The organism is Bacillus sp. PK6-026 (assembly GCF_054161455.1).
In genome coordinates this window covers 773,345-793,825 of record NZ_CP096418.1, presented here as the reverse complement: position 1 = coordinate 793,825, position 20,481 = coordinate 773,345, and the positions used below count along the sequence as shown (strand labels likewise).

At 40.9% G+C, this 20,481-nt stretch carries 20 protein-coding genes; 4 read left to right on the top strand and 16 right to left on the bottom strand.

All coding sequences use genetic code 11. The annotated features are described in order from the left end of the window. Positions 1 to 146: 146 nt before the first annotated feature. Positions 147 to 752, bottom strand: a complete 606-nt coding sequence (locus tag M1D59_RS03970) for a TetR/AcrR family transcriptional regulator (RefSeq protein WP_458117806.1) — start codon at positions 750 to 752, stop codon at positions 147 to 149. Between the two features lie 128 nt (positions 753 to 880). On the opposite strand from M1D59_RS03970, the gene cyoE reads away from it, so the two are divergent. Beyond that, positions 881 to 1,798, top strand: a complete 918-nt coding sequence (gene cyoE, locus M1D59_RS03965; protein WP_458117805.1) for a heme o synthase — start codon at positions 881 to 883, stop codon at positions 1,796 to 1,798. Positions 1,799 to 1,959: 161 nt separating this feature from the next. Here cyoE and M1D59_RS03960 read toward each other — a convergent pair whose 3' ends face one another. From M1D59_RS03960 to M1D59_RS03950, 3 genes are all read right to left on the bottom strand, one after another. After that, positions 1,960 to 2,361 (bottom strand): methyl-accepting chemotaxis protein, encoded by a 402-nt coding sequence (locus M1D59_RS03960; protein WP_370510587.1) that lies wholly within the window; start codon positions 2,359 to 2,361, stop codon positions 1,960 to 1,962. Between the two features lie 466 nt (positions 2,362 to 2,827). Beyond that, on the bottom strand, positions 2,828 to 4,285 hold the full coding sequence (locus tag M1D59_RS03955) for an aldehyde dehydrogenase family protein (RefSeq protein WP_020450499.1): 1,458 nt from the start codon (positions 4,283 to 4,285) through the stop codon (positions 2,828 to 2,830). 447 nt (positions 4,286 to 4,732) lie between these two features. After that, positions 4,733 to 5,278, bottom strand: coding sequence for a hypothetical protein (locus M1D59_RS03950; protein ID WP_458117804.1), 546 nt, complete (start codon positions 5,276 to 5,278; stop codon positions 4,733 to 4,735). 241 nt (positions 5,279 to 5,519) lie between these two features. Between M1D59_RS03950 and M1D59_RS03945 the strand changes: the two genes are divergently transcribed. After that, positions 5,520 to 5,921 carry an ArsR/SmtB family transcription factor gene (locus M1D59_RS03945; RefSeq protein ID WP_458117803.1) on the top strand — a complete coding sequence of 134 codons (402 nt, stop codon included), beginning with the start codon at positions 5,520 to 5,522 and terminating at the stop codon, positions 5,919 to 5,921. Beyond that, positions 5,908 to 6,126, top strand: a complete 219-nt coding sequence (locus M1D59_RS03940; RefSeq protein WP_020450496.1) for a hypothetical protein — start codon at positions 5,908 to 5,910, stop codon at positions 6,124 to 6,126. The genes M1D59_RS03945 and M1D59_RS03940 overlap by 14 nt, the downstream gene beginning before the upstream one ends. 447 nt (positions 6,127 to 6,573) lie before the next feature. Here the strand turns inward: M1D59_RS03940 and M1D59_RS03935 are convergent, their stop codons facing one another. From M1D59_RS03935 to pdxR, 5 genes are all read right to left on the bottom strand, one after another. Then, complete coding sequence (locus tag M1D59_RS03935) at positions 6,574 to 6,897, bottom strand: DUF2178 domain-containing protein (RefSeq protein WP_223254874.1); 324 nt, start codon at positions 6,895 to 6,897, stop codon at positions 6,574 to 6,576. After that, positions 6,881 to 7,090, bottom strand: coding sequence for a helix-turn-helix transcriptional regulator (locus M1D59_RS03930; RefSeq protein ID WP_020450493.1), 210 nt, complete (start codon positions 7,088 to 7,090; stop codon positions 6,881 to 6,883). Before M1D59_RS03930 ends, M1D59_RS03935 begins: the two co-directional genes overlap by 17 nt. A gap of 144 nt (positions 7,091 to 7,234) precedes the next feature. Then, a complete protein-coding gene (locus tag M1D59_RS03925) occupies positions 7,235 to 7,954 on the bottom strand; it encodes a YebC/PmpR family DNA-binding transcriptional regulator (protein WP_003179658.1) in 720 nt (239 codons plus the stop codon). A 119-nt stretch (positions 7,955 to 8,073) separates the two neighbouring features. Continuing rightward, positions 8,074 to 8,991, bottom strand: a complete 918-nt coding sequence (locus M1D59_RS03920; protein WP_458117802.1) for a DMT family transporter — start codon at positions 8,989 to 8,991, stop codon at positions 8,074 to 8,076. Positions 8,992 to 9,092: 101 nt separating this feature from the next. Beyond that, positions 9,093 to 10,514 carry a MocR-like pyridoxine biosynthesis transcription factor PdxR gene (pdxR, locus tag M1D59_RS03915; protein WP_458117801.1) on the bottom strand — a complete coding sequence of 474 codons (1,422 nt, stop codon included), beginning with the start codon at positions 10,512 to 10,514 and terminating at the stop codon, positions 9,093 to 9,095. Positions 10,515 to 10,651: 137 nt separating this feature from the next. On the opposite strand from pdxR, the gene M1D59_RS03910 reads away from it, so the two are divergent. Continuing rightward, positions 10,652 to 11,539, top strand: a complete 888-nt coding sequence (locus M1D59_RS03910) for a DMT family transporter (protein ID WP_458118039.1) — start codon at positions 10,652 to 10,654, stop codon at positions 11,537 to 11,539. Between the two features lie 199 nt (positions 11,540 to 11,738). Here the strand turns inward: M1D59_RS03910 and M1D59_RS03905 are convergent, their stop codons facing one another. From M1D59_RS03905 to M1D59_RS03875, 7 genes are all read right to left on the bottom strand, one after another. Continuing rightward, positions 11,739 to 12,659 carry a DUF5655 domain-containing protein gene (locus M1D59_RS03905; RefSeq protein ID WP_458117800.1) on the bottom strand — a complete coding sequence of 307 codons (921 nt, stop codon included), beginning with the start codon at positions 12,657 to 12,659 and terminating at the stop codon, positions 11,739 to 11,741. Positions 12,660 to 12,679: 20 nt separating this feature from the next. Further along, positions 12,680 to 15,553 (bottom strand): AAA domain-containing protein, encoded by a 2,874-nt coding sequence (locus M1D59_RS03900; protein ID WP_458117799.1) that lies wholly within the window; start codon positions 15,551 to 15,553, stop codon positions 12,680 to 12,682. A 178-nt stretch (positions 15,554 to 15,731) separates the two neighbouring features. Then, entirely contained in the window at positions 15,732 to 16,490 is a 759-nt protein-coding gene (locus M1D59_RS03895) for a class I SAM-dependent methyltransferase (protein WP_128823450.1), read from the bottom strand. A gap of 162 nt (positions 16,491 to 16,652) precedes the next feature. After that, positions 16,653 to 16,775 (bottom strand): PhrK family phosphatase-inhibitory pheromone, encoded by a 123-nt coding sequence (locus M1D59_RS03890; protein ID WP_011197633.1) that lies wholly within the window; start codon positions 16,773 to 16,775, stop codon positions 16,653 to 16,655. Continuing rightward, the gene (locus M1D59_RS03885) at positions 16,772 to 17,884 is read right to left on the bottom strand and encodes a Rap family tetratricopeptide repeat protein (RefSeq protein WP_328031736.1); all 1,113 of its coding nucleotides are present in this window, start codon (positions 17,882 to 17,884) and stop codon (positions 16,772 to 16,774) included. Before M1D59_RS03885 ends, M1D59_RS03890 begins: the two co-directional genes overlap by 4 nt. 248 nt (positions 17,885 to 18,132) lie before the next feature. Next, a complete protein-coding gene (locus M1D59_RS03880; RefSeq protein ID WP_151253461.1) occupies positions 18,133 to 18,981 on the bottom strand; it encodes a PRD domain-containing protein in 849 nt (282 codons plus the stop codon). Between the two features lie 29 nt (positions 18,982 to 19,010). Beyond that, positions 19,011 to 20,477, bottom strand: a complete 1,467-nt coding sequence (locus M1D59_RS03875) for a glycoside hydrolase family 1 protein (protein WP_145625451.1) — start codon at positions 20,475 to 20,477, stop codon at positions 19,011 to 19,013. Between the last annotated feature and the right edge of the window lie 4 nt (positions 20,478 to 20,481).

The following is a 20,481-nucleotide window of genomic DNA, read 5'->3' as shown; positions in this document are numbered from 1 at the left end:
TACCCCTTCCCCCTTTGAAAGCGATTTCCCATTCATCACTTTCGCTTCGCCCGGGGAAAATTCCTCTAAAAAATTTAAAATAAAATTTAAATTAATGTATGACACTGAGCCTAGAAATTGAAAAGTACAACTTTTCTATTAAAAAGTCACTCAGAGGCTGAAAGCAAATTTTTTAGCGCTTTTCCATATAAATTCATCGGGACGCTTTCTCCATTAATAAAATTGAATATCGCAAGACCATTTTCAAGTGAAAAAATAGTCCAAGCGATTTCTTCCGAAGATAGCGTAACCTCATGATTCTCTTTCAACATTAGTTTCGCGACAGACTTGGAGATCCGGTCCACAGACTCCCTGATCATGCAAGACCATTTGTAGCGCACTGACTCATTACGCATCACATAAAGAAGAAATTCCATATTTAAAATCATCCACTTTTGATTTTCTTTCACCACTGAGACAAAATGATCATTCATTGTTTCAATAAAATATGAAAGTGAATGCTGATTATTTATGATTTGATCGATGTTATTCACTTGTAAATTCATTTGTTGTTCCAATAAGGCCAGAAAGAGCTCTTCCTTAGATTTAAAATTGGAGTAAACCGCTCCTTTGCTAAATCCGGCATGTTCAGCAATTTTTTCAACAGAAGCCCCATGAAAGCCAAACTCCGAAAAAATCTCAACAGCCGATTCTAACAACAATTGACGTGTTTCCTCTTTTCGCTCTTTTTGGGTTAGCCTTCTTCTAAGCATTCTTCTTCCTCCTCTTATTGACAATCATACTGTTCAGAATTAACATACCATATAGTATGTATATTCTAAAAGGTATCACTAGCACTTCACTAAATCAACGTGTGGCCATTAAAAAGAGGAGAAGAATCATGCAAATTGAAAATAATATCAAAACGGATAAACGACCTGTGTCCATCATATTGTCAAAAACCATTAAAACAGGAATTATTAAATCTAACCTTATTCCGATGTTTTCTGGATTAACATTATCTTTATATACTTATAAAATGAGCCTTTCTGAGAAATTACCAGAAATATTTTTTTCATTAATTGGGTCTATTTTAGTAATGGGAGCGGCAGGAGCTTTTAACAACTTATATGACCGGGATATAGATTCTATTATGGAGAGAACCAAAAACAGACCAACCGTTACAGGAGAAATAAAGCCTAAAACAGTTCTATGGCTCGGTATCTTTATGATGATTTTTGGTGTAATAATCCTTGGTTTCACCACCTCTCTGGCAGCACTCCTAGGGTTTCTAGGATTGTTTTTTTATATTGTCCCGTATACCATGTGGAGTAAGAGAAGAACAGTTTACAATACAGAGGTCGGGAGTATCGGCGGAGCTATGCCGCCTCTTATTGGATGGTCAGCTGTCTATCCGGACATCACACATCCTGCTGTTCTCGGTCTTTTTGTGACATCTGTGATATGGCAAATGCCTCATTTCTATGCTATAGCCATTCGAAAAAATGATGAGTATAAGGCTGCGAAAGTTCCAATGCTCCCTGTTATCAAAGGAGTTAAAAGAACATATATACAAACTAATATTTATTTAATCATCCTTATCGGGACAAGTCTCCTTTTTATTTCTTTGAGCCTCGGCATTATGCTTGTTTCCCTTATATTAGGTGTCATATGGTTGGTTCTTAGTGTGTATGGTTACAAAAAAATGGATTCAGAGAAATGGGCAAAATCCATGTTTATTTACTCTCTGATTCATATGACAATTCTTTTTTCGACTGTCATTATCTATTCTCTTATCGGAGTTATTTTCAATATATAGTTATTTGATTTCGTCTCTTTTACACGTTTGAAGGAATTGCAGTGTGACGGGAAAGAGCATACTCATGAGCCATATTTACGGCAGTCATTTCAATCGCTAGTGTAGTAGTGTTAGTAAAAAAACTGCCGACACATTGTCAGGCAGTTTTTTCTTCTATATATCTAGTCTTCAAAATGATGTTCCGCCATCTTGGCGAGGTTTTGCGCGTTGCTGCTGATCTCCTGCATCGTGGCGGAAATTTGTTCAACGCCGGCGGCCTGGCCGCTCGTATGTTCATTGATGACTTCGATCGAATGCTCAAGGTCTTTCAATAACGCGTGGATTTTCTTCGTGATTTGGTCAATCTGCCCGACGTTTTCTTTTGAGTGTGTCGCGAGCTTGCGGATTTCGTCGGCGACGACGGAGAACCCTTTTCCTGACTCTCCGGCTCTCGCCGCTTCAATCGCCGCGTTCAGTCCGAGCAGGTTGCTTTGATCTGAAATGCCTTTTACGGTAACTGAAATTTTCTCAATTTCTCCGGCGCTTTCACTGACTTCTTTCGCCTGCTTGGAAATGTCGGACATTTGTCCGGAAAACCCGCTGACAGATTCGGCGATATCCTGAATGGCTGAGGCCGTCTGCTCGACGATGACCGACAGGCTTTCTGCGACGCGGTGAAGCTGATCCGATTTTTCAAGACTCGTACCGAGTCCGACTCCGCCGATAACCCTTCCGTTCTCGTCATGGAGCGGGATCGCTCTCGCCGCAAGAGGGAAGCCGAACAGTTCCTTAGGCACCATGCTCACTTTCTTTTTGTTTTGGCGGATGGCGTCTGTAATAATATCGCCTTCCTGCAAAGGATCACCCGCTTTGACATCAAGGGAAAATGTCTTTCCCGGAATGTTGACGATCAGCTTTTCAGTATCGTAAATCCCCACTGTCACATCGTCCTGAATCAGCTGATTCAGAAACGGCGCCACTTTCACAAAAGCATCCAGCAGCGGGTGGATGTCCGTTTTTACTGCTTCATTCATGTATCAAATCCTCCTTTTAATATGGAAAAATCCTTTTCTGGTGCTGGACGGAAATCCATTTTAACGTTGTAAATTCGTCAAGGCTCCACTCACCGTTCAGCCTGCCGATTCCAGATTGCTTTTCACCGCCGAAAGCGACATGTGGCTCGTCGTTGATCGTTGTGTCATTGACATGGATCATGCCCGTCTCGATTTGCTTCGCGATGGCAACGCCGCGCTCCACATTTCCCGTGTGTACGGCTCCGCTCAGTCCGAACGAAGTGTCATTCGCGATCTCAACCGCTTCTGCTTCGGTCTCAAACGGCATGACGCACACAACCGGGCCGAACAGCTCTTCCTTGGCGACAGACATGTCAGACGTGACATCCGCAAGAATCGTCGGCTCGACGAGATTGCCTTTAATATCGCCTTTCAGAAGCGGTGTGGCGCCTTCTTCGATGCCTTTCTCAATCGATTTTCTTAAATGTTCAGCTTGGCGTTCATTAATGACAGGGCCGATCACAGTTTCAGGATCCAGCGGATCACCCGTTTTAAACCCGGAGATTTTTTGGCTGAACAGCTTTAAAAATTCCGGATACACTTCTTTTTGAACGAGAATCCGGTTGGCCGACATGCAGATTTGCCCCTGATGTGTGAAGCGGCTGAAAGCCGCGGCATTGACAGCGTATTCCAAATCGGCATCCTCAAGAACGATCAATGCGCTGTTTCCGCCGAGTTCAAGCAACGGTTTTTTAAAATGTTTGATCGCCAGCTGCCCGATATAGCTGCCGACCTTCGTTGATCCGGTAAACGAGATGATTCTCGGAATCGGGTGCTCAACGAAGCTGTCGCCGATTTCCCCGATATCCGTGACGACAACATTCAGAAGTCCCTCCGGAAGACCGGCTTCTTCAAAAATCTTTGCAATCAGCGTGCCGCCGCAAATCGGTGTTTCTTCATGCGGCTTTAAGACAACGCCGTTCCCTGCGCCAAGCGCAGGTGCAACCGATTTTACAGATAAAAAGAACGGAAAGTTGAACGGACTGATGACACCGACCACTCCCGCCGGAATGCGGTATATCCGATTTTCTTTCCCATCAACCGGTGAAGGGAGAATTTTACCTTCCATTTTGAGCGGGAAACCTGCCGCTTCTTTGATCATATTGACGACAAGATCGATTTCAAAAGCCGCTTTCAGCCGTGTTCCGCCAAGTTCCTCCATAATGAGGTACACGATCGCTTCTTTATTGTCTTCAATATAAGCCGCGGCTTTTTCTAAAATCGCTCTTTTTTCATAAGGATTGACGTTATCCCATTTCTTTTTCGCCTCAAGCGCAGCTTTGTACGCCGCATCGACATCCTCCCGCGTCGCTTTCCGAAAAGAGGTAATCGTTTTATGGGTAAAAGGATTCAGATCGGCCAAGACGCTTTCACTTTGGCCGTCTCTCCATTCCCCTCCTATGTATTGACGGTTGAGGTCAGTTATTTGAATCATTCAGTCCATCTCCTATCAAACAGTTTTGGGAAAAGTTAGACTACATCTTATGTATCGGCAGTCTTTCAAGAAAATTCAATCTCATGAGTCTTTTGGATATAAAAAAAGATTTTACCGATAAATCGGTAAAATCCGGAATCGATCATCAAACTCTGTTTTCATAAATCTGAAACAGTCTGACATTTGTCTTTTCATCTTTTTTCAGCTGATGTTTAAGGCATGATCACTCAGTAAATTTGTAATTTTGATATACAACAGCAAATTTCTTTTTCTTATTTAGCTTATGTAACTTGATTGTACTGTATATTTCTGATGTAAAAGATGCATATATACCTGAAATACCTAGTTTCCATTTATACGAACCTCTTGCATTCATATCATACCCTACCTTTTCAGCTTTACCGTCAGGAACCGATGTAGAAGAACTTGTGATAATCATTAAAGGATCTATTCAGATGTTCCACTATCGGATGCATACCTCATTTTCAATCCAAAATTCCCCACTGTATAGTGGTTTCGTAGCACTAAAGATCCTAATGTGATGCCAAGGGATTTCACACTAACCCTACATGTAAATCTTCTAGCACCATATTTTTTTTCGAGTACATTTCCTTTTGAAAAATCATATCCAGAAGTCTTTACTAATTCATCTTCAGTTGACTCTATAACATCGGAAGACTCTAATTCAATAGTCGTCCCCATGCCTAAATCTATTTCTTTATTTTCACCTAATTGAACATCAACTTCACTTAAAGTATTTTGTACTCGCTCTCCTACTTCTTCAAGATATTCAGTCTTCTCCTCATCAGTTGAATCCTCCAAAGCTTGGATAAACTTTTGTTTTTTAACTTGTTTTGATAAATCATCACTTTTATCAATTTCAAAAATTTTTTCTTCCAAACTTAAACCTTGCGTTTTTTCCTTTGCAATGGCAGTCCCATAGGCAGTAGGGAACACTAGCAATAAGGATACTAATAATAAGAATCTCTTCATTCAAATCACCCTCCGAATAAAGTAATTTTTTTAGGTGTATTTAGCTGGAAGTCTATTCAACTATTGTTAATATTATCATGTGTAATACTTAGAGATAATGACAAATCGGAAAAAATATACTTTAATTACATTTATATTAAAATATACTTTTAATTTCATCTTTCTTCTCTATAAAATTTATTTTTTGATTAAAATGTGTTTTAAGATAATGCTCCTTTTTATGATTCACATAATATAACAAATGAATTATTTTTTTGAAAAAACACCTTTTTTTAGATGCACATGTGTTAAATTATTATTACATATGAATAAAATAAATGAACCAAACCAATTAATCTTAATTGCAAAGGCACTTGGAAACCCAATTCGCTTAAAAATTCTAACCATCTTATCAAAAGGAGGTTGCTATGTTAGTGAGCTTGCACGCAAGTTAGAAATCAATAGGACATTACTTTATTTGCATCTAACCAAGCTCGAGGAGACAGGAATTATATTTAGTGAAATGAAAGTTTCATTAGATGGTAAAGCTCTTAAGTACTATTATCTAAAAGAATTTTCCTTTACGATTGATAATGATTTAATCGAGAATTTGGGGAAACAACAATCTACAGAATGTAAGGAGACTAAAGATGGGGACAGTTGATATTATCACAATTTTAATACCAGTATACTATTTTGTAATGGCAGCACTTGTCATTGCGGGTATCGTTGCCTTAACAAAGGTTGTCAAAAGATATTTAAGGAACGGCAAATTGGCCGAAGAGAAATTGAGACTTGAAAACGAGGAAATAAAGGATATCAAGCAGCGGCTTGAGAAAATTGAAGCCATACTAAAAGACGTAGAATAAAAATTTTCCCAATTCAGTCATCTGTATGATGGGGATTTGTTTGCAATAATCTTCCCCTCAAGATGATATCCAGCTGAATGACTTGATTGGGTGACGGGCTTAATGGTTCGTTTTAATGTACCACTTTAGTGGCAAGCTCAAAGGTCTTTTCTTATTTTTGCTTCCTTTTCTTGACCTTTTCATCTACAAAGGATTCCATATATCCCTTAAATCCCCACGCGACGATATTATCTTCGATCTGATTTCGTATATATGTTTCTATTACTTTTTGTTTCTTCCTACTTTATCTACGTAATGTCCAGCACACCGAAAATACCGACTCGTATCTGTATTTCAGATTTGCGTGTCGATCGGAACCCTAGGCCTTGCCTCGGGTTTTCTTTTCCACAAAAAAAGATTTTACCGATAAATCGGTAAAATCCGGATACAAAGGGGAACAGCACCATCTTAGTTTTTCTGCGCAAGGTAAACGGTTGTGATCAGCATTGATAAACATTGCAGGATATATAAACCTGTTATTAAGAAAAATGAAAAGGAAATCCCTTGGAAAATAATTGCCAATGTCCAGGCCATTAAAATAGCCGCCATTGTAATGTTCCAGGAGAGCGCCTTAGCCTGATAATTAATTTTCTGCTGGCGTTCATCGAACAGCCTCTCTTTTTTTCCAATCCGTTTGTTCACACTGTATATAATTACGATCCCGAGCACGCCTATTCCTAAACCTGCTAAAGCGATCAGTGTGTTTGTCATCGTTTCAGTCAATATTTTCATCCCCCTCAAAAATAAATAAATCTTCAATCAGACATTCAAAAATTTGAGCCAGTTTATGCGCCAGAACAAGTGAAGGTTTATACTTCCCCTTTTCAAGGGAAATCACCGTTTGCCTTGACACATCGAGCCTTTTAGCCAGTTCTTCTTGTGTCATGTTCAGCGAAGTGCGCTTTTCCTTTATTAACGTTTTCATCTTTCCTCCATCGGAATGTAAAGTTTACTATACGTAAAGTATACTTAACAAAAAATCAGGTGTCAAGTTAACTTTACAAATAAAAAAAGATAGACAAAACAGACTTTCGCCTGTTCATCTATCTTTTTACTTCACGATTTCTTTTTACGCCCCTAAATCGACATTATGGTAAACTTGCTGAACGTCTTCCAAATCTTCCAGCGCGTCAATCAGTTTTTCAAACTGCGCGCGCGCATCCTCAGGAAGGGCGACGTCATTTTGCGCGAGCATGGTCAGCTCGGCCACCGTGAACTCTGTGATGCCGGCGTTTTGCAGCGCCTCCTGTACGGCGTGGAACTGATCGGGCTCGGCATAGACGATCACCGCATCGTCTTCTTCTAAAATATCACGGACATCAATATCCGCTTCCATCAATAATTCGAGCGTCTCATCAGCCGTTTTCCCTTCAAAGCCGATGACGGCCGTCGGATCAAACATGTAAGCGACAGATCCGCTCACACCCATGTTTCCGCCGTTTTTGCCAAATGTGGAGCGCACATCGGCAGCCGTGCGGTTGACGTTGTTTGTCAACGCGTCAACGATCACCATCGCTCCGTTCGGCCCGAAGCCTTCATAGCGCAGTTCGTCATAATTTTCTTCAGAACCGCCCTTCGCTTTTTCAATCGCCCGCTCAATAATCGCTTTCGGGACATTGTATGTTTTGGCGCGCTCTAGCACGAATTTCAGGTTCTGGTTCAGTTCGGGATCGGGCTCTCCCTGCTTTGCCGCCACATAGATTTCGCGGCCGAACTTGGCGTAGATTCGGCTCGTATTCGCATCCTTGGACGCTTTCTTCTCTTTTATATTGTTCCATTTACGGCCCATGATGTAACCACTCTCTTTCAACATTGAATCTTTCATTCACAAAATCTATTATACCGCAGGGCAGGGCGATTTCATCAAATTGATGCATCGAATTTACGACATTTTTTTGGAAATCCGTCTTAAGATGCGAGTTTTCCGCTGTCTTTCTTCTGCTCTTTTTTCAAAACAGTAATGAAAATTCCTGCAATTACAAACACGATTCCGGTCAAATGAACCAGTGTGAATTGCTCCTTCAAAATGACGCCTGAGAGCACAACGGCCGATACGGGGAGAACCGAAGTGAAAATCCCGGAAACGCTCGCCGGCACTTTCGTCACGCCATTGTACCATAAGTAAAAAGCAAGCACCGTAACAATCAGCGCGTAATAAAGGACATATGACCAATCAAGAAGTCCGGGCTCGCTAAAATCAAACGAGACAGCCTCAATGACCGCAAACGGCAGAAAAAACAAAAAACCGAACAAGGAAACAAACGCCGAAATCGCCAATGCGGAAATATGGGGCGACAGCAATTTTGCCATTAGCGTAAACATCGCTTCACCGATCACTGCGGCCGCGATTAACAGATTTCCCATCAATGCATAAGGGCTCCCCGCTTCGCCGCCGGCCCCGAACAGGTTGATCGCCATCACGCCGATAACGGCAAGTACGATACCGGCAGCCATTCTTTTTTCTATTTTTTCTTTTAATAAAAAGAAAGCCAAAACACCGACAGCCATCGGCGTCGTGCTCGTAATAATGCCGCTCTCCATCCCCGTCGTCAGCTTAACCCCGTAAAGCATGCAGATGCTGAACAGAAAGACACCCGTAAAAGACTGCAGCAAAAGAACAAAGACATCTTTTTTCGATAGAGCGGGAATGCCTTTCTCAATCCAAAAAAGCAAGATCATTAAAACGGCAGCCGCGATAAAAAAACGAATGCCAGACGACAAAAACACCGGAATCGTCTTCACCATCAGCTTGCCGACAACAACCGAACTCCCGACGATCGCCATGGCGAGAGCCAGAGAAAAATAAACCGACATTTGGTTCCGCATGAGTTTTCTCCTGTCATAATGTATTTAAAATCCTTTTTAAGTTTAACAAAAATAAGGTAAAATTTATTTCTTTTGGAATAAATATTTTCAACTCTTGCACATCAACCAGACAGCATTTTAATCAGTCCGCTTAATTGCGTAATCCCTTTCTTCAGGTCTTCACAGGAAGCAAATGCATATGACAGCCTCATGTAATCGCCTCTTTCCTGCCCGTATATGGCCCCAGAATTAAAGAGAATTCCTTTTGAAAGTGCTTTGGCATAAAGAGTTTTCATGGATACCGGCGGCAATATCTTCAGCCAAATAAAGAAGCCGCCTGCTGGAACGCTCCATTCCGCGAGTCCTTCCAACTCTGTTTTTAACACATGCAACACAAAGTTTCTTCTTATTTTTAGCTGTTCTCTGACGTTTTCCAAATGTTTCTGGTAAAGCCCAGATGTCAGCCATTCGGCTGCGACTCTCTGAGACAGTGAACTCGAGCCGTAGTCCGTCTGCATTTTAATATCTGATAAACGTTCAATGACCGGCTCCGGGCCGACGATCCAGCCGATTCTTAATCCCGGGCTCAACGTTTTCGAAAAACTGCCAATGTATAAGACGCGGCCGTTTTTATCCATCGCTTTCATTGGAGCAGGCGGCGGGGCATCAATCCATAATTCGCGGTATATATCATCTTCAATGATAGGCAGGTGGTGTTGTTCGCTGAAAGCCAGAATCTCTTCCCTCCGCTTTTTGGACATTAACACTCCGGTCGGATTTTGAAAACAAGGGTTGGTGTACAAAATGGCTCTCGTCCGCATGTTTGGCGTCATCTTGATGCTTTCTGGCATGAGGCCTTCTTCATCCATTTGCAATCCGGCCATCCTCATTCCCGCAGATTGAAAGACATGCAGCGAATAAAGGTAAGACGGCTGATCAAGAAAAACGGTTGATCCGCTTTGCAAAAGCCCCATTGCGATTAACTGCAATGCTTGCAGCGCGCCGGAAACAATTAAGATGGAAGACGGGGAAGCGTGGATGCCGACCGTTTGTAAATAGCTGCTCAACGCCTCTCTTAAAGGAAGATAACCTTTCGGCTCCTCATACCCAAAGGCATCCATGTTATGAGCAACCTTCTCCATCATCTCCTTCATAATGTCCAGCGGAAACAATTCATTTGAAAGCTCGCCTTTGCTGAGCTGTATCAATGTTGAATTCGATTCAGATTGATTAATTTCCTGAACCGTTTTCCGGCTGGGCTGCTGGAATCCGGCTGCCACGTATTTATCCCAATCAGGGGTCGAATGTTTGGCCAACAATGTCCATGTATTGTTAATAACGATCGTGCCTTTCCCCATTCTGCCTTGTACTAATCCATCGGCTATTAATTCTTCCAAAGCTGTAATCACCGTGCTTCTGTTCACAGCGAAATGTTTGGCCAATGAACGCTGACTCGGAATTTTGGTGCCGATCGGCCATTCTCCATTTGCAATCTTCTCTTTTATAAATTGAATGATTTGTTTGTATTTTGGCGCGCGGGGCATAAATGGATCTCCTTTTATCGATATGTGGTTGGGTTTATATTCTCAAAACTGGTTGAAGCCATTTTACCAAACGTCCATTAAGATGGATACACACATTTAAACCGGTTGGTTTTTTTAAAAAAGGAGATTGAAAAATGATGAAGAAACAGAGAATGTACATCATGTTGTCATACTGCCTGATGATCGGCTTTTGGGCTTCGGCTTTTCCGGGGATCCGAGTCGGGCTGGAAGACTATACGCCTCAGCACCTCACATTGCTTCGACTACTGTCAGGTTCTTCGGCTCTAATATTGCTGGCCGCTGCCGTCCGGATGCGCCTGCCGGAGGCAAAGGACGTCTCCATCATCTTGCTGCTCGGCTTTTTAGGATTTTCTGCTTACCACACATTGCTCAATTTAGGCGAGGAAACGGTAAGCGCCGGAATGGCAAGCCTCCTGGTCTCGACAACGCCTATTTTTTCAGCATTGTTAGCGAGGCTGTTTTTTGCAGAACGATTTGGTGCAGCGAAATGGCTCGGATCAGGGATCAGCTTTTTAGGCGTCATGCTCATTTCACTCGGCGTCGGAAACTTTGAAAACACGGCGGCTGGGGTGTTGTTCATTATACTGGCCGCGGTATGTGAAAGCATCTATTTCGTATTTCAAGAGCGCTACATTCAAAAATACGGTTTTATCCCTTTTGTTTCATACGCGATCTGGGGAGGAACCATCCCCATGCTGTTCTTTTTGCCCGGGCTTTTCGAAGAGCTTTGTCATGCTTCCACTCAATCTACTGCAAGTGTCGTTTATTTAGGATTGCTCCCTACAGTTGTTCCATATTTTGCGCTTGCTTATATCACCTCGTACAGAGGATCTTCAGAGGCCGCGATTTCGCTTTATTTAACGCCAGCCGCAACACTTTTCATATCATGGGTATGGATAGGCGAAATTCCCGCTTTCCTATCACTTGCCGGGGGAATCATAACGATAGGCGGCGTACTGTTTACATACAGAAAAACGAAAAATACCATTTGCAAACTCGAATAATTTAAATCTGCTTATCTCCCAAAAAACCGGAAAGGATGTCCGGACCCGGAAGCATCTTTTTTCAATGGAATGGGCGTTGCTTACGAAAACGAAAATTTTCTAATGGATGCTGCACGCTCGTTTCATCTTTTAATCGATCAGTTGTCAGGCAAAGAATGGTTTCACATTAGAAAAAAGCCTTTTTATATGGAAAAGGCTCTTAAACTTTATTTTTCTCATAAACTTGTTTAACCAAATCAACGATATATTCGATATGTTTTTCATCATCGATTTGAATTTCATAATCACCGTTCCCCCAGTGGCCGGTGTTTGCGACATCCCTAAATAAATCCATGGGATCATCTAACTCGCCTCTTTTGGCATTTATCCAAATTTTTAAGCCCTTTTTTAAGAGAAGAACGTCTACCATGTTACGCTTATGAACAGTAAATGCGATATATAGCTTTGTTGCTTTGACAGATATGTTGTCACCCACATTTAAAATCTCTTCTTTTAACTGCTGGTATAGATCAATCACCTCATCAGGCTTACGGACTAGATGATCTTCTTCTGTGAAAACTTTGATTTCCCTGTTCACTTGTTCAATTGCTTCACTTTGATTCGAAATTGTGTTTATCGACCCCGATGCCCCATTTGGTCTGATAGGATTCATTTGTAGCAGGTCATTTTCATACCTTTTGATTTCCCACAATTCCATCGGCAAATCTCTAAAATTAATGGATTCCTTTTGGTGTGTAGTAAACTCAGGCGAAATAAAGATGACCCTTGATTGCGACCAATCGACACTGTTCCTTTTTAAAAGCTTCTCTTGATTTTCATTATATTCAAGAATAAAGTCAGCTTTATTATTAAGCATGATGGACAGATAAGCATAGCCTTGATCTATTACGCTGGAATGTTTCTTGTTTTTATATTCAATAATAACAAACGATTGTGTCTGGTCATCAAATGCTAGCGTATCAATCCGAAATCCGGCGACTCGAAACTCAGAGGCAATGAACTTGAGGCCTAATAATTGCTTTAAATTTTTTTCACATAGGTGCTGTATGTCTTTTTCTTTCTCAAACGGTATTTCCCGGATTTCTTTCATATCTTGATGGTGTAATTGAAAGAGATTCATGGCTGCGCTCCTTACCTTCATTAAGAATGAACAACGTCATTTTCTAAAAGCATCCTCTTCAACAATCCGCTCGGTTTATTCGCGCTGTCTGATAAACAATTCATATCACCCATGACAAGGAAGCTGTCCTTTGCCCTTGAAACTGCGACGTTTAGAAGGCTTTTATTGGCGTCTATAAAAAAGCAGCCGTCATTTTTCCCGTACACCGTCGACATGATGATGACCTTTCTTTCGCCGCCTTGAAAAGTATGGACCGTTCCTACGTCGATAAACGGTTTAACATCGGGTGATAGCGCACGCTTGATGATGCCGACTTGCATTTTAAAAGGGGTGATAATGCCAATGAGACTTTTTGGATCATCTTCATGATATGCATTTCGGATGTTGTAGAAATGCTCATTGATCCATGTGGCGATGGCCCTTGCCTCTATTTCATTATATCGGCTGCCCGCTTTTTTGCTTGACTGGTATGAGTCAACCTGCATATGACCAAGAGGTGGAATCGATAATTGAACAAGCGGATTTTTCTTATCCTCTGCCGCTTTACCTCTCATTGGCTCAAGTTTTCCTCTATACACCAGATTGTTGCAGTATTCAATAATTTCATCATAACAGCGCCTATGTTCGCTCAAAAACAAACCGCGTTGCTGATGTTTTTCGTATTTACAGCTTTTGCACGCTACCCTCATCACACTAGATTCTGACGTATTCAAGCCGAGTTCGCGAAGCTTCTCAAACTGTTCGATCGAAGCGATGACTTTATTGGAAAGCGCTAATGAAATATCCAACGTTTCGTTGATATTCCACACCGGTTCAATCTGATAAACATCTCCGACAACAACTGCCCGTTTCGCAAGCGAAAATGAACATGCCGCAATCTCAGGAGTCACCTGTCCTGCTTCATCTACGATTAGTAAATCAATATAATTGTAGAGAAAATGCTCCTTCCCATTGTTATAGGCCAGCAGCATTCGCGGAAGCTGATAAAAAGTCATCACAAAACAAGGGGTCAACATACTTAAATTTGTATAAAACTGATTTAACACATTATCGAAATTTGTGCCTCTTTGTTTTTCCGACAGTCTTTTCTCTAAAAGCCATCTGCACTCATAGTAATGAACTGCTAGCCAAAAAGAGGCGTATTTTATGGTTGTATCTAAAAATTCATTCGCCTTATCTAAAGAAGAAAATGAACCAGGATATTTCTCAAGAATGTTCAGTGATATAAGTTCCACCATTAATTGTTTATATTTTGTGTTCAATTTGCTGACTTGTTGGTATGTCGCATCGACCTGCTTTATTTTTTCTCTCGTCTCTTTTGCTTTTTCGCTATACAGAGAGAGAATTTTATCGAGATTCATTGACTCATCAATAAATTCTTCATCCGGCTGAATAAAATATCTGACATAACTGACTAATTTGCTCTTGAAGAACGGCAGAAACTTGAATAAGCGAACAAAGAACGGCAAGTTTGAAAAGTGCGTCTGCCACTCTTTTATTCTTTGTTGTATCGATTGAAACGTGCTTTCCCACTCGGTTTTTTCCTCGGTCAATTGCGTCATGTATGTATCTAAAGAAACGCCTTTAGGAGCTATTTGATCATATTCGGAGAATAAGGATAAAACTTTTTGTCTGATTTCTTCAAGCGCTGTTAACCGATTTGAAATCGTTTGCTCACATTGCTTAATATCAGTATGGTTTGTTTCAAAATATCGACTGCATTCTTTGAGCATCTTTTCGGTTGATCGCTCAATGTTCTCGTTGCTTTCAACTTCGTCAAAAAAGTTTTCTCCCCGAGGGTTCGTATATTGAAATCCTTTTTCTTGCGCCTCTTTCTCCTTGCTGCCGGACGGAAAATAAACAGCAAAGCTGTCGACTCCTTCGATCCATCGCTGCTCTAAATGATTGTTTTCCCATTTTGGTTTAATCTTTCCGAATGATTCAATAATATTGGTTACTGCCTGATTGTTTGTTGATGAAGCGACAATGACAGGAGGATCTTCCTTTTTTAATGCTCGTTCGACATAAAGATTGGCAACGAGCGACTGCAATAACGTCGTTTTCCCCGTACCCGGCGGACCGTTGACTGCAAGAATTTCTCCATCTTCCATATTGTTGAAATGGTTCAGGCACTCCCTTTGCGATGGCGACAAAGGATATTCCCCGCCCATTTGTCCGACATGCTTCTGCATTTCTGACATCCGGTTTGGAATAAGCGGCGATAAAGAAGTGAATTTTTGGTTGATAAAATTTTGATAAAGCTGCAGATGATTCGGCTGGCTGGATAAAAGGTGATCATATAACTTTAATATATTTCTGGTTGCATTGATGGAATCATCCTTAAAGATATAAACATTTTTCTCTAATTCTATTTCTTTAACTGTATTTGAAGTTATTTCGGTTTCTGTAACTGACTCATACATATCTTTTGCAAACTCAAAATAGCTTTTCCAAGTGAGGTTGCTTTCCAACCTCTGATAATTGTTGCTCATATATTCATCAAAGTCATTGACATAGCCGATCGCAAGCTCTTCGTCAATGATTGGATGAAGATGCTCTCTCGGAATCCATGGATATTTGTCTTCTGAAGGCAACAACATACCATTGGCAGTCAAAACTGCCGGGATATAAAGAATGCCGGTCATATCTTCAATATTTGTCTCAACCCTTTGCTGCACGTCGAATTTCGTCTTGATCGTCTTTGCCACAACGATAACATCGAGTTTACCGGAGACATTTTTGTGGTCTGAAAGAACCGCGTAGTACTTACTGTCTATCTTTCCTTGTATAAGGCTATTCAAATCTGAAATCATAAAACGACTGTTTTTAAAGTTGATTTTTAGTTTCGCAGCGACACTATCGCGAAAATACTTGGTTACAGTTTGGGATGCCATCGCTTTTCCTCCTGATGTATGAAAAAAACATAATACTGGTAATAACATTAAGTAGTAACAATTATATCCTAAATGAATATATGGATAAATAACTGGCTTTACAAAAATATAGGAAAATAAAAAAGGATGTCACCATATAATATGAGACACCCTTCATAGGCAAATCTTTGATCAAACTCTAAATCGCTTCCGCTAAAATCATAAACCGGTACTGTGTGACATCAAAATAACCCTTTTCTTCAATCATTTTATGAATCGCGTACAATTCATCCGTGTATTGATCCACTTCAAAACCGGGCGCCTGCCAGGGAATGGCTTTTAAGTAATAGACCAGAGCCCCAATATCATAAAACCTTTGAGTCGGACACTCTTCCCTGCTTTTTAAAACCTTAAAATCATGTTTTTCTATTTCTTTTAACGCTTTTTCCAAGTTCCAGTCCTTAAATTCTTCATTTAGCGGTACACCAAGTTTTTCATTGATTTCTTCGCAATCATGCCCGCCGACTTGCTGAGTGAGAAACAGTCCTCCTTTTGAAAGGATTCTCCTCACCTCTTGTGCTGAATATGACTCGTGTTTATTGATGACCAGGTCAAATTGGCCGGATTCAAATGGAAGATCTTCATCATCATCAATTTGGACGACCTGAACCCCTAAAGGCGTCAATCGTTCCTTTGCAACTGGCACATTGGGCAAATAGCATTCAGTAGCGTATGCTGACGAAGGAAACGGCCCCAATTTCGATAAAAATTCTCCGCCGCCTGTCCCCATATCGAGCATGGATTTGGAATCTTGAATAAGAGACAGAGCCATGCTTCCGTATGACCATGAAAGCAGGTCGCTTTTCATTCTTCCCGTATCGTCAATGAAAGAAAAATCCCAGCCGCTGAAAGGCTTATCTGCGTGTTTTAAAAATGATAAAAATGTTTTGTCATTCATGATATTCCCCTCCAATATTTAGTTTAAATATGTTTTAAACGATTGGAGGGCCTCTCGCGAATATGGAAGGTTTTTATATTTCATGCTCTTGCAGATTCACTGTAATCGCACCCCATTTCATGTCTTTAAAAAAGAAGCCCTGTAAAAGGACTTCAGCAAACATTAACCCCCAACCGGCAGCTCCGCTGTTTGAACGCCGCCTGACGCCTGATTGTGGCTTTGGGATAAAGCTGCTCCGCCTAAGACCATAGCAGTTAACGACAAGCAAAGAATCAATTTTTTCATGACAATACCTCACTCCCTAATGATCTCATTTTGTTTTCGGCTTTCATGAATATTTTAACAAATTCCAGCGCTTTCTTGTCATCTCCTTTTTTCTCGAAATAGCTTGAGATGAGCAGAGAAAGGTCGCAAACACCGTCTAAATCATTCATCTCGTCCAAGGAATCGATGTCGTCTTTGATGCTTTTTACGTTTTCATGGCAATACAGCTCATACATAATATTTATTTTCTTTTCATAATGCTTATTCCCGTTTTTCTCTAATTCCTCCTGTCCTTTTTTATAATAGAACAGGGCCGCTTCTGTTTCGCCGATTTTGAAAAACTCTCTGATCAGCATGTAAAGCGAGTTGATATAGTAGCTTGACTCGCACCATTCGGGGTTGCTCAACGCATGCTGGACGGCGAGAATGCATTCCTGAGACCGGCCGGAATTGGAATACAGAATGCTGATATTGTGATGAAGCATCGCTTCTAAAAACGAATCGTCGATCTTTTTGGAAATTTCAATCGATTGTTCAAAGTACTTCTCCGCATCTTTAAAGCGCTGCATCTGCATGTAATTTGTCCCCATCACAACCTGGGAAATCGCCAGCTTTTTTTCGTACCCGTCATGCATTTTGTAAATATTCATCGCGTCTCTCGCATAATTGAGAGAAACCGCATTTTGCCGGAGAGACATATACAGCCAAGACACTTTAAAATAAAATTCGCCCGCTTCGATCTGATCGGGCACCTTCGCCAGTTTTTTCTCGGCAACCTTGTACAGACTGATCGCCCGCTCAACATTCTTGTTGTACGCTTCATGCATCGCCTCAAAAAAGTAGAAATAGTAATCGATCATATGATCCGTCTGCTCGATGCACTCGATTTGCGAATCATTAAAGTAAGACTCCCGCGGCAGCCGCTTTCCCCTCGCATCATAAAGCATCATCCGGTACCGCTCCTCAAGAAGCGAAAAATAAGCCAGCACATTCTGATCCTCTTCCATCTCGGAAAACATCGACTTCGCCTCTTCAAAAAGACTTTTCGCCTGCTCAATAGCATGCTTTTTAATTGCCAAATGGAATTCGTTCAACACCCCCGCAACCACCTCTGAAGCGACCTTGCTCATGCCGAACCCCCTCTTTCTCTTTAAGATTGTTCTCTATCTGTAAAATGATCTTATCACATGTGTAAATTTTTGTAATGACCTTTTGTCAATTAGTGATATGTTTTTGTCAACAATTGAAAAAGCCTTTTGTTGTCAATTTTAACTGTTGGTATAGATCAATCAACTCATCTGGCCTATAAACAGAAATGCTCCTTCTTTTTCAAAAACAAGAAACCACTCGCCTTCCACAAAGGCAAGTGGTTCTTCATTTATTTTAATTGCTGATAAGAAATCAAGCGATGAATATGGACTCCCAAGTATGTTAGTTCATCGTTCGGAATGACGATTCCGTGTACCTGTTTGATATAATCTTTGATTTTGAAAGCTACATCCATTGCTTGCGGATATAAATTAGCAATTTGCTCAAACAATTCATGCTCCTGATCTGCCAGCAATTTATCAGCGTAAAATCTTTCAACAAAAAATTTAACGTGTGTGATAAATCGGCTGTAATGGATATTTTCTTGATCCCATTTCATATTTAATGTGTACCGGACAAGATTGACAATGCTCCCGATCATTTTTGCATACTTCATTCCATTTTTAGATTCTGTTTCTTCACCTAATGCATTAATTAAGTGGAACGCAATATTTGCCGCTTCCTCTTTCGGTAATTGGATCCCTAGTTTTTCATTGATGAGCTGCAGTGCATAATTCCCTGCCTCAAACTCTTCTGTATAGTAGTTTTTAATTTCCCAGTAGACGCGATTCGTAATATTGATGTTCTTTTTATAACGCTCTACTGCAAAATTTAAGTGATCCATTAATGTGAAGTAAACGCCGGAATTTAGCTTTGTTTTTAATTTTTCTTCTGCATAATGAACAATTTGCTGTGTCAATTCAATAAATTCTTGCGGTATTGAATCCAACAGTTGAAGAAATTCTTTTGCCTTCATATTGTCTACTGGCATAAACACTTGATCAGCTTGTTTTTCTTCAATCATATGCCCAGGTTTTCGTCCGTAACCGATGCCTCTGCCGCATAAAACCATCTCCTGTCGGTTCTGATCTTCAGCCAGTACCACACTCGAGTTTAAAACCTTTTTTATTTTAAACATCGCCATCACCTTTTCATGAATGCGGTTTTTTAGTCTAATACTTCTCCATTTGACTCGATCACTTTCTTATACCAGTAGAATGAATCTTTACGTGAGCGCTTCAATGTCCCGTTGCCATCGTCATCTTGATCAACATGGATAAATCCATATCGTTTGGACATTTGAGATGTTCCCGCACTAATAATGTCAATGGATCCCCAGCTGGTATATCCGAAGAGATCTACACCTTCTTCAATGGCTTCTTTCATCTGACGGAAATGTTCTCTGAAATAGTTAATACGATAATCATCATGGATCGATCCATCGCTTTCAACAACATCTTTCGCACCCATGCCGTTCTCCACAATAATGAGAGGTTTTTGATAGCGATCATACAATTCAATGAGCGAAATTTTTAAACCGACCGGATCGATTTGCCAACCCCAATCTGTTGAAGGCAAATAAGGGTTTTTCACACCGCGAATCGTATTGCCATCTGTTTTTTCCAGCCCTTCTTGTGCAGATTCTGTCAGGGACATATAGTAGCTAAATGAAACGAAGTCTACCGTATGTTCTTTCAAAATGGCAAGATCGTCCGCTTCCATCTTAATATTGATATTTTTTCGTTCCAGCATGCGTTTGATCAATGGCGGATATTCGCCAAACACTTGAACATCTGCATAGAAATAGTTATCAAGGTTTTGCTTCAGTGCGCGTTCGACATCATTCGGATGACAAGTGTGCGGGTAAGTCGTAAGTTTCGTTAGCATACATCCCACTTGACTGCCTGGAATGATGCGATGGCAATCTGCAGTCACAAGAGCAGAAGCCACAAATTGATGGTGCAATGCTTGATAAACGGTTTCTTCTACCTTCCCCTCTGGACAGCGGTCAGGAATGATTCCCGCTGTAATGAAAGAATGGCGATGTATACTGTCAATTTCATTAAAGGTAAGCCAATATTTCACAACATCTTTATAGCGTTCAAAACACACATTGGCGAACTTCACAAAGAGGTCGATCACTTTTCTTTCAACCCATCCGTTGTATTTCACACTAAGTGCTAATGGCATTTCATAATGTGACAGCGTCACGATCGGTTCAATGTTATGTTTTTTCATTTCTTGAAACAGACGGTCATAAAACTGAAGGCCTTTCTCGTTCGGCTCAGCTTCTTCCCCTGTCGGGAAAATTCGGCTCCATGCAATCGATATACGCAATGTTTTAAAACCCATTTCTGCAAAGAGAGCCAAATCTTCTTTATAGTGATGATAGAAATCAATCCCTCTGCGCTTTGGATATTTTTTTACGTCCGGGTCTTTCATTGCGCGTTCAATGTTTTCAGAAGTAACAGCAAGGTGTCCTTCGTAATCTTCTACACTCAAATTCGAACGGTACATGGCAATATCTGCAACAGACGGTCCTTTTCCATCAACATTCCAAGCTCCTTCTGCTTGGTTTGCGGCAATCGCACCGCCCCATAAAAAACCTTTTGGAAATCCTTTTGTCTTTGTCATCATG

Coding starts and splice junctions, on each gene's coding strand:
- M1D59_RS03970 (WP_458117806.1), bottom strand. CDS start 752: ATGCTTAGAAGAAGGCTAACCCAAAAAGAGCGAAAAGAGGAAACACGT.
- cyoE (WP_458117805.1), top strand. CDS start 881: ATGCAAATTGAAAATAATATCAAAACGGATAAACGACCTGTGTCCATC.
- M1D59_RS03960 (WP_370510587.1), bottom strand. CDS start 2,361: ATGTCCGACATTTCCAAGCAGGCGAAAGAAGTCAGTGAAAGCGCCGGA.
- M1D59_RS03955 (WP_020450499.1), bottom strand. CDS start 4,285: ATGATTCAAATAACTGACCTCAACCGTCAATACATAGGAGGGGAATGG.
- M1D59_RS03950 (WP_458117804.1), bottom strand. CDS start 5,278: ATGAAGAGATTCTTATTATTAGTATCCTTATTGCTAGTGTTCCCTACT.
- M1D59_RS03945 (WP_458117803.1), top strand. CDS start 5,520: ATGAATTATTTTTTTGAAAAAACACCTTTTTTTAGATGCACATGTGTT.
- M1D59_RS03940 (WP_020450496.1), top strand. CDS start 5,908: ATGGGGACAGTTGATATTATCACAATTTTAATACCAGTATACTATTTT.
- M1D59_RS03935 (WP_223254874.1), bottom strand. CDS start 6,897: ATGAAAATATTGACTGAAACGATGACAAACACACTGATCGCTTTAGCA.
- M1D59_RS03930 (WP_020450493.1), bottom strand. CDS start 7,090: ATGAAAACGTTAATAAAGGAAAAGCGCACTTCGCTGAACATGACACAA.
- M1D59_RS03925 (WP_003179658.1), bottom strand. CDS start 7,954: ATGGGCCGTAAATGGAACAATATAAAAGAGAAGAAAGCGTCCAAGGAT.
- M1D59_RS03920 (WP_458117802.1), bottom strand. CDS start 8,991: ATGCGGAACCAAATGTCGGTTTATTTTTCTCTGGCTCTCGCCATGGCG.
- pdxR (WP_458117801.1), bottom strand. CDS start 10,514: ATGCCCCGCGCGCCAAAATACAAACAAATCATTCAATTTATAAAAGAG.
- M1D59_RS03910 (WP_458118039.1), top strand. CDS start 10,652: ATGAAGAAACAGAGAATGTACATCATGTTGTCATACTGCCTGATGATC.
- M1D59_RS03905 (WP_458117800.1), bottom strand. CDS start 12,659: ATGAATCTCTTTCAATTACACCATCAAGATATGAAAGAAATCCGGGAA.
- M1D59_RS03900 (WP_458117799.1), bottom strand. CDS start 15,553: ATGGCATCCCAAACTGTAACCAAGTATTTTCGCGATAGTGTCGCTGCG.
- M1D59_RS03895 (WP_128823450.1), bottom strand. CDS start 16,490: ATGAATGACAAAACATTTTTATCATTTTTAAAACACGCAGATAAGCCT.
- M1D59_RS03890 (WP_011197633.1), bottom strand. CDS start 16,775: ATGAAAAAATTGATTCTTTGCTTGTCGTTAACTGCTATGGTCTTAGGC.
- M1D59_RS03885 (WP_328031736.1), bottom strand. CDS start 17,884: ATGAGCAAGGTCGCTTCAGAGGTGGTTGCGGGGGTGTTGAACGAATTC.
- M1D59_RS03880 (WP_151253461.1), bottom strand. CDS start 18,981: ATGTTTAAAATAAAAAAGGTTTTAAACTCGAGTGTGGTACTGGCTGAA.
- M1D59_RS03875 (WP_145625451.1), bottom strand. CDS start 20,477: ATGACAAAGACAAAAGGATTTCCAAAAGGTTTTTTATGGGGCGGTGCG.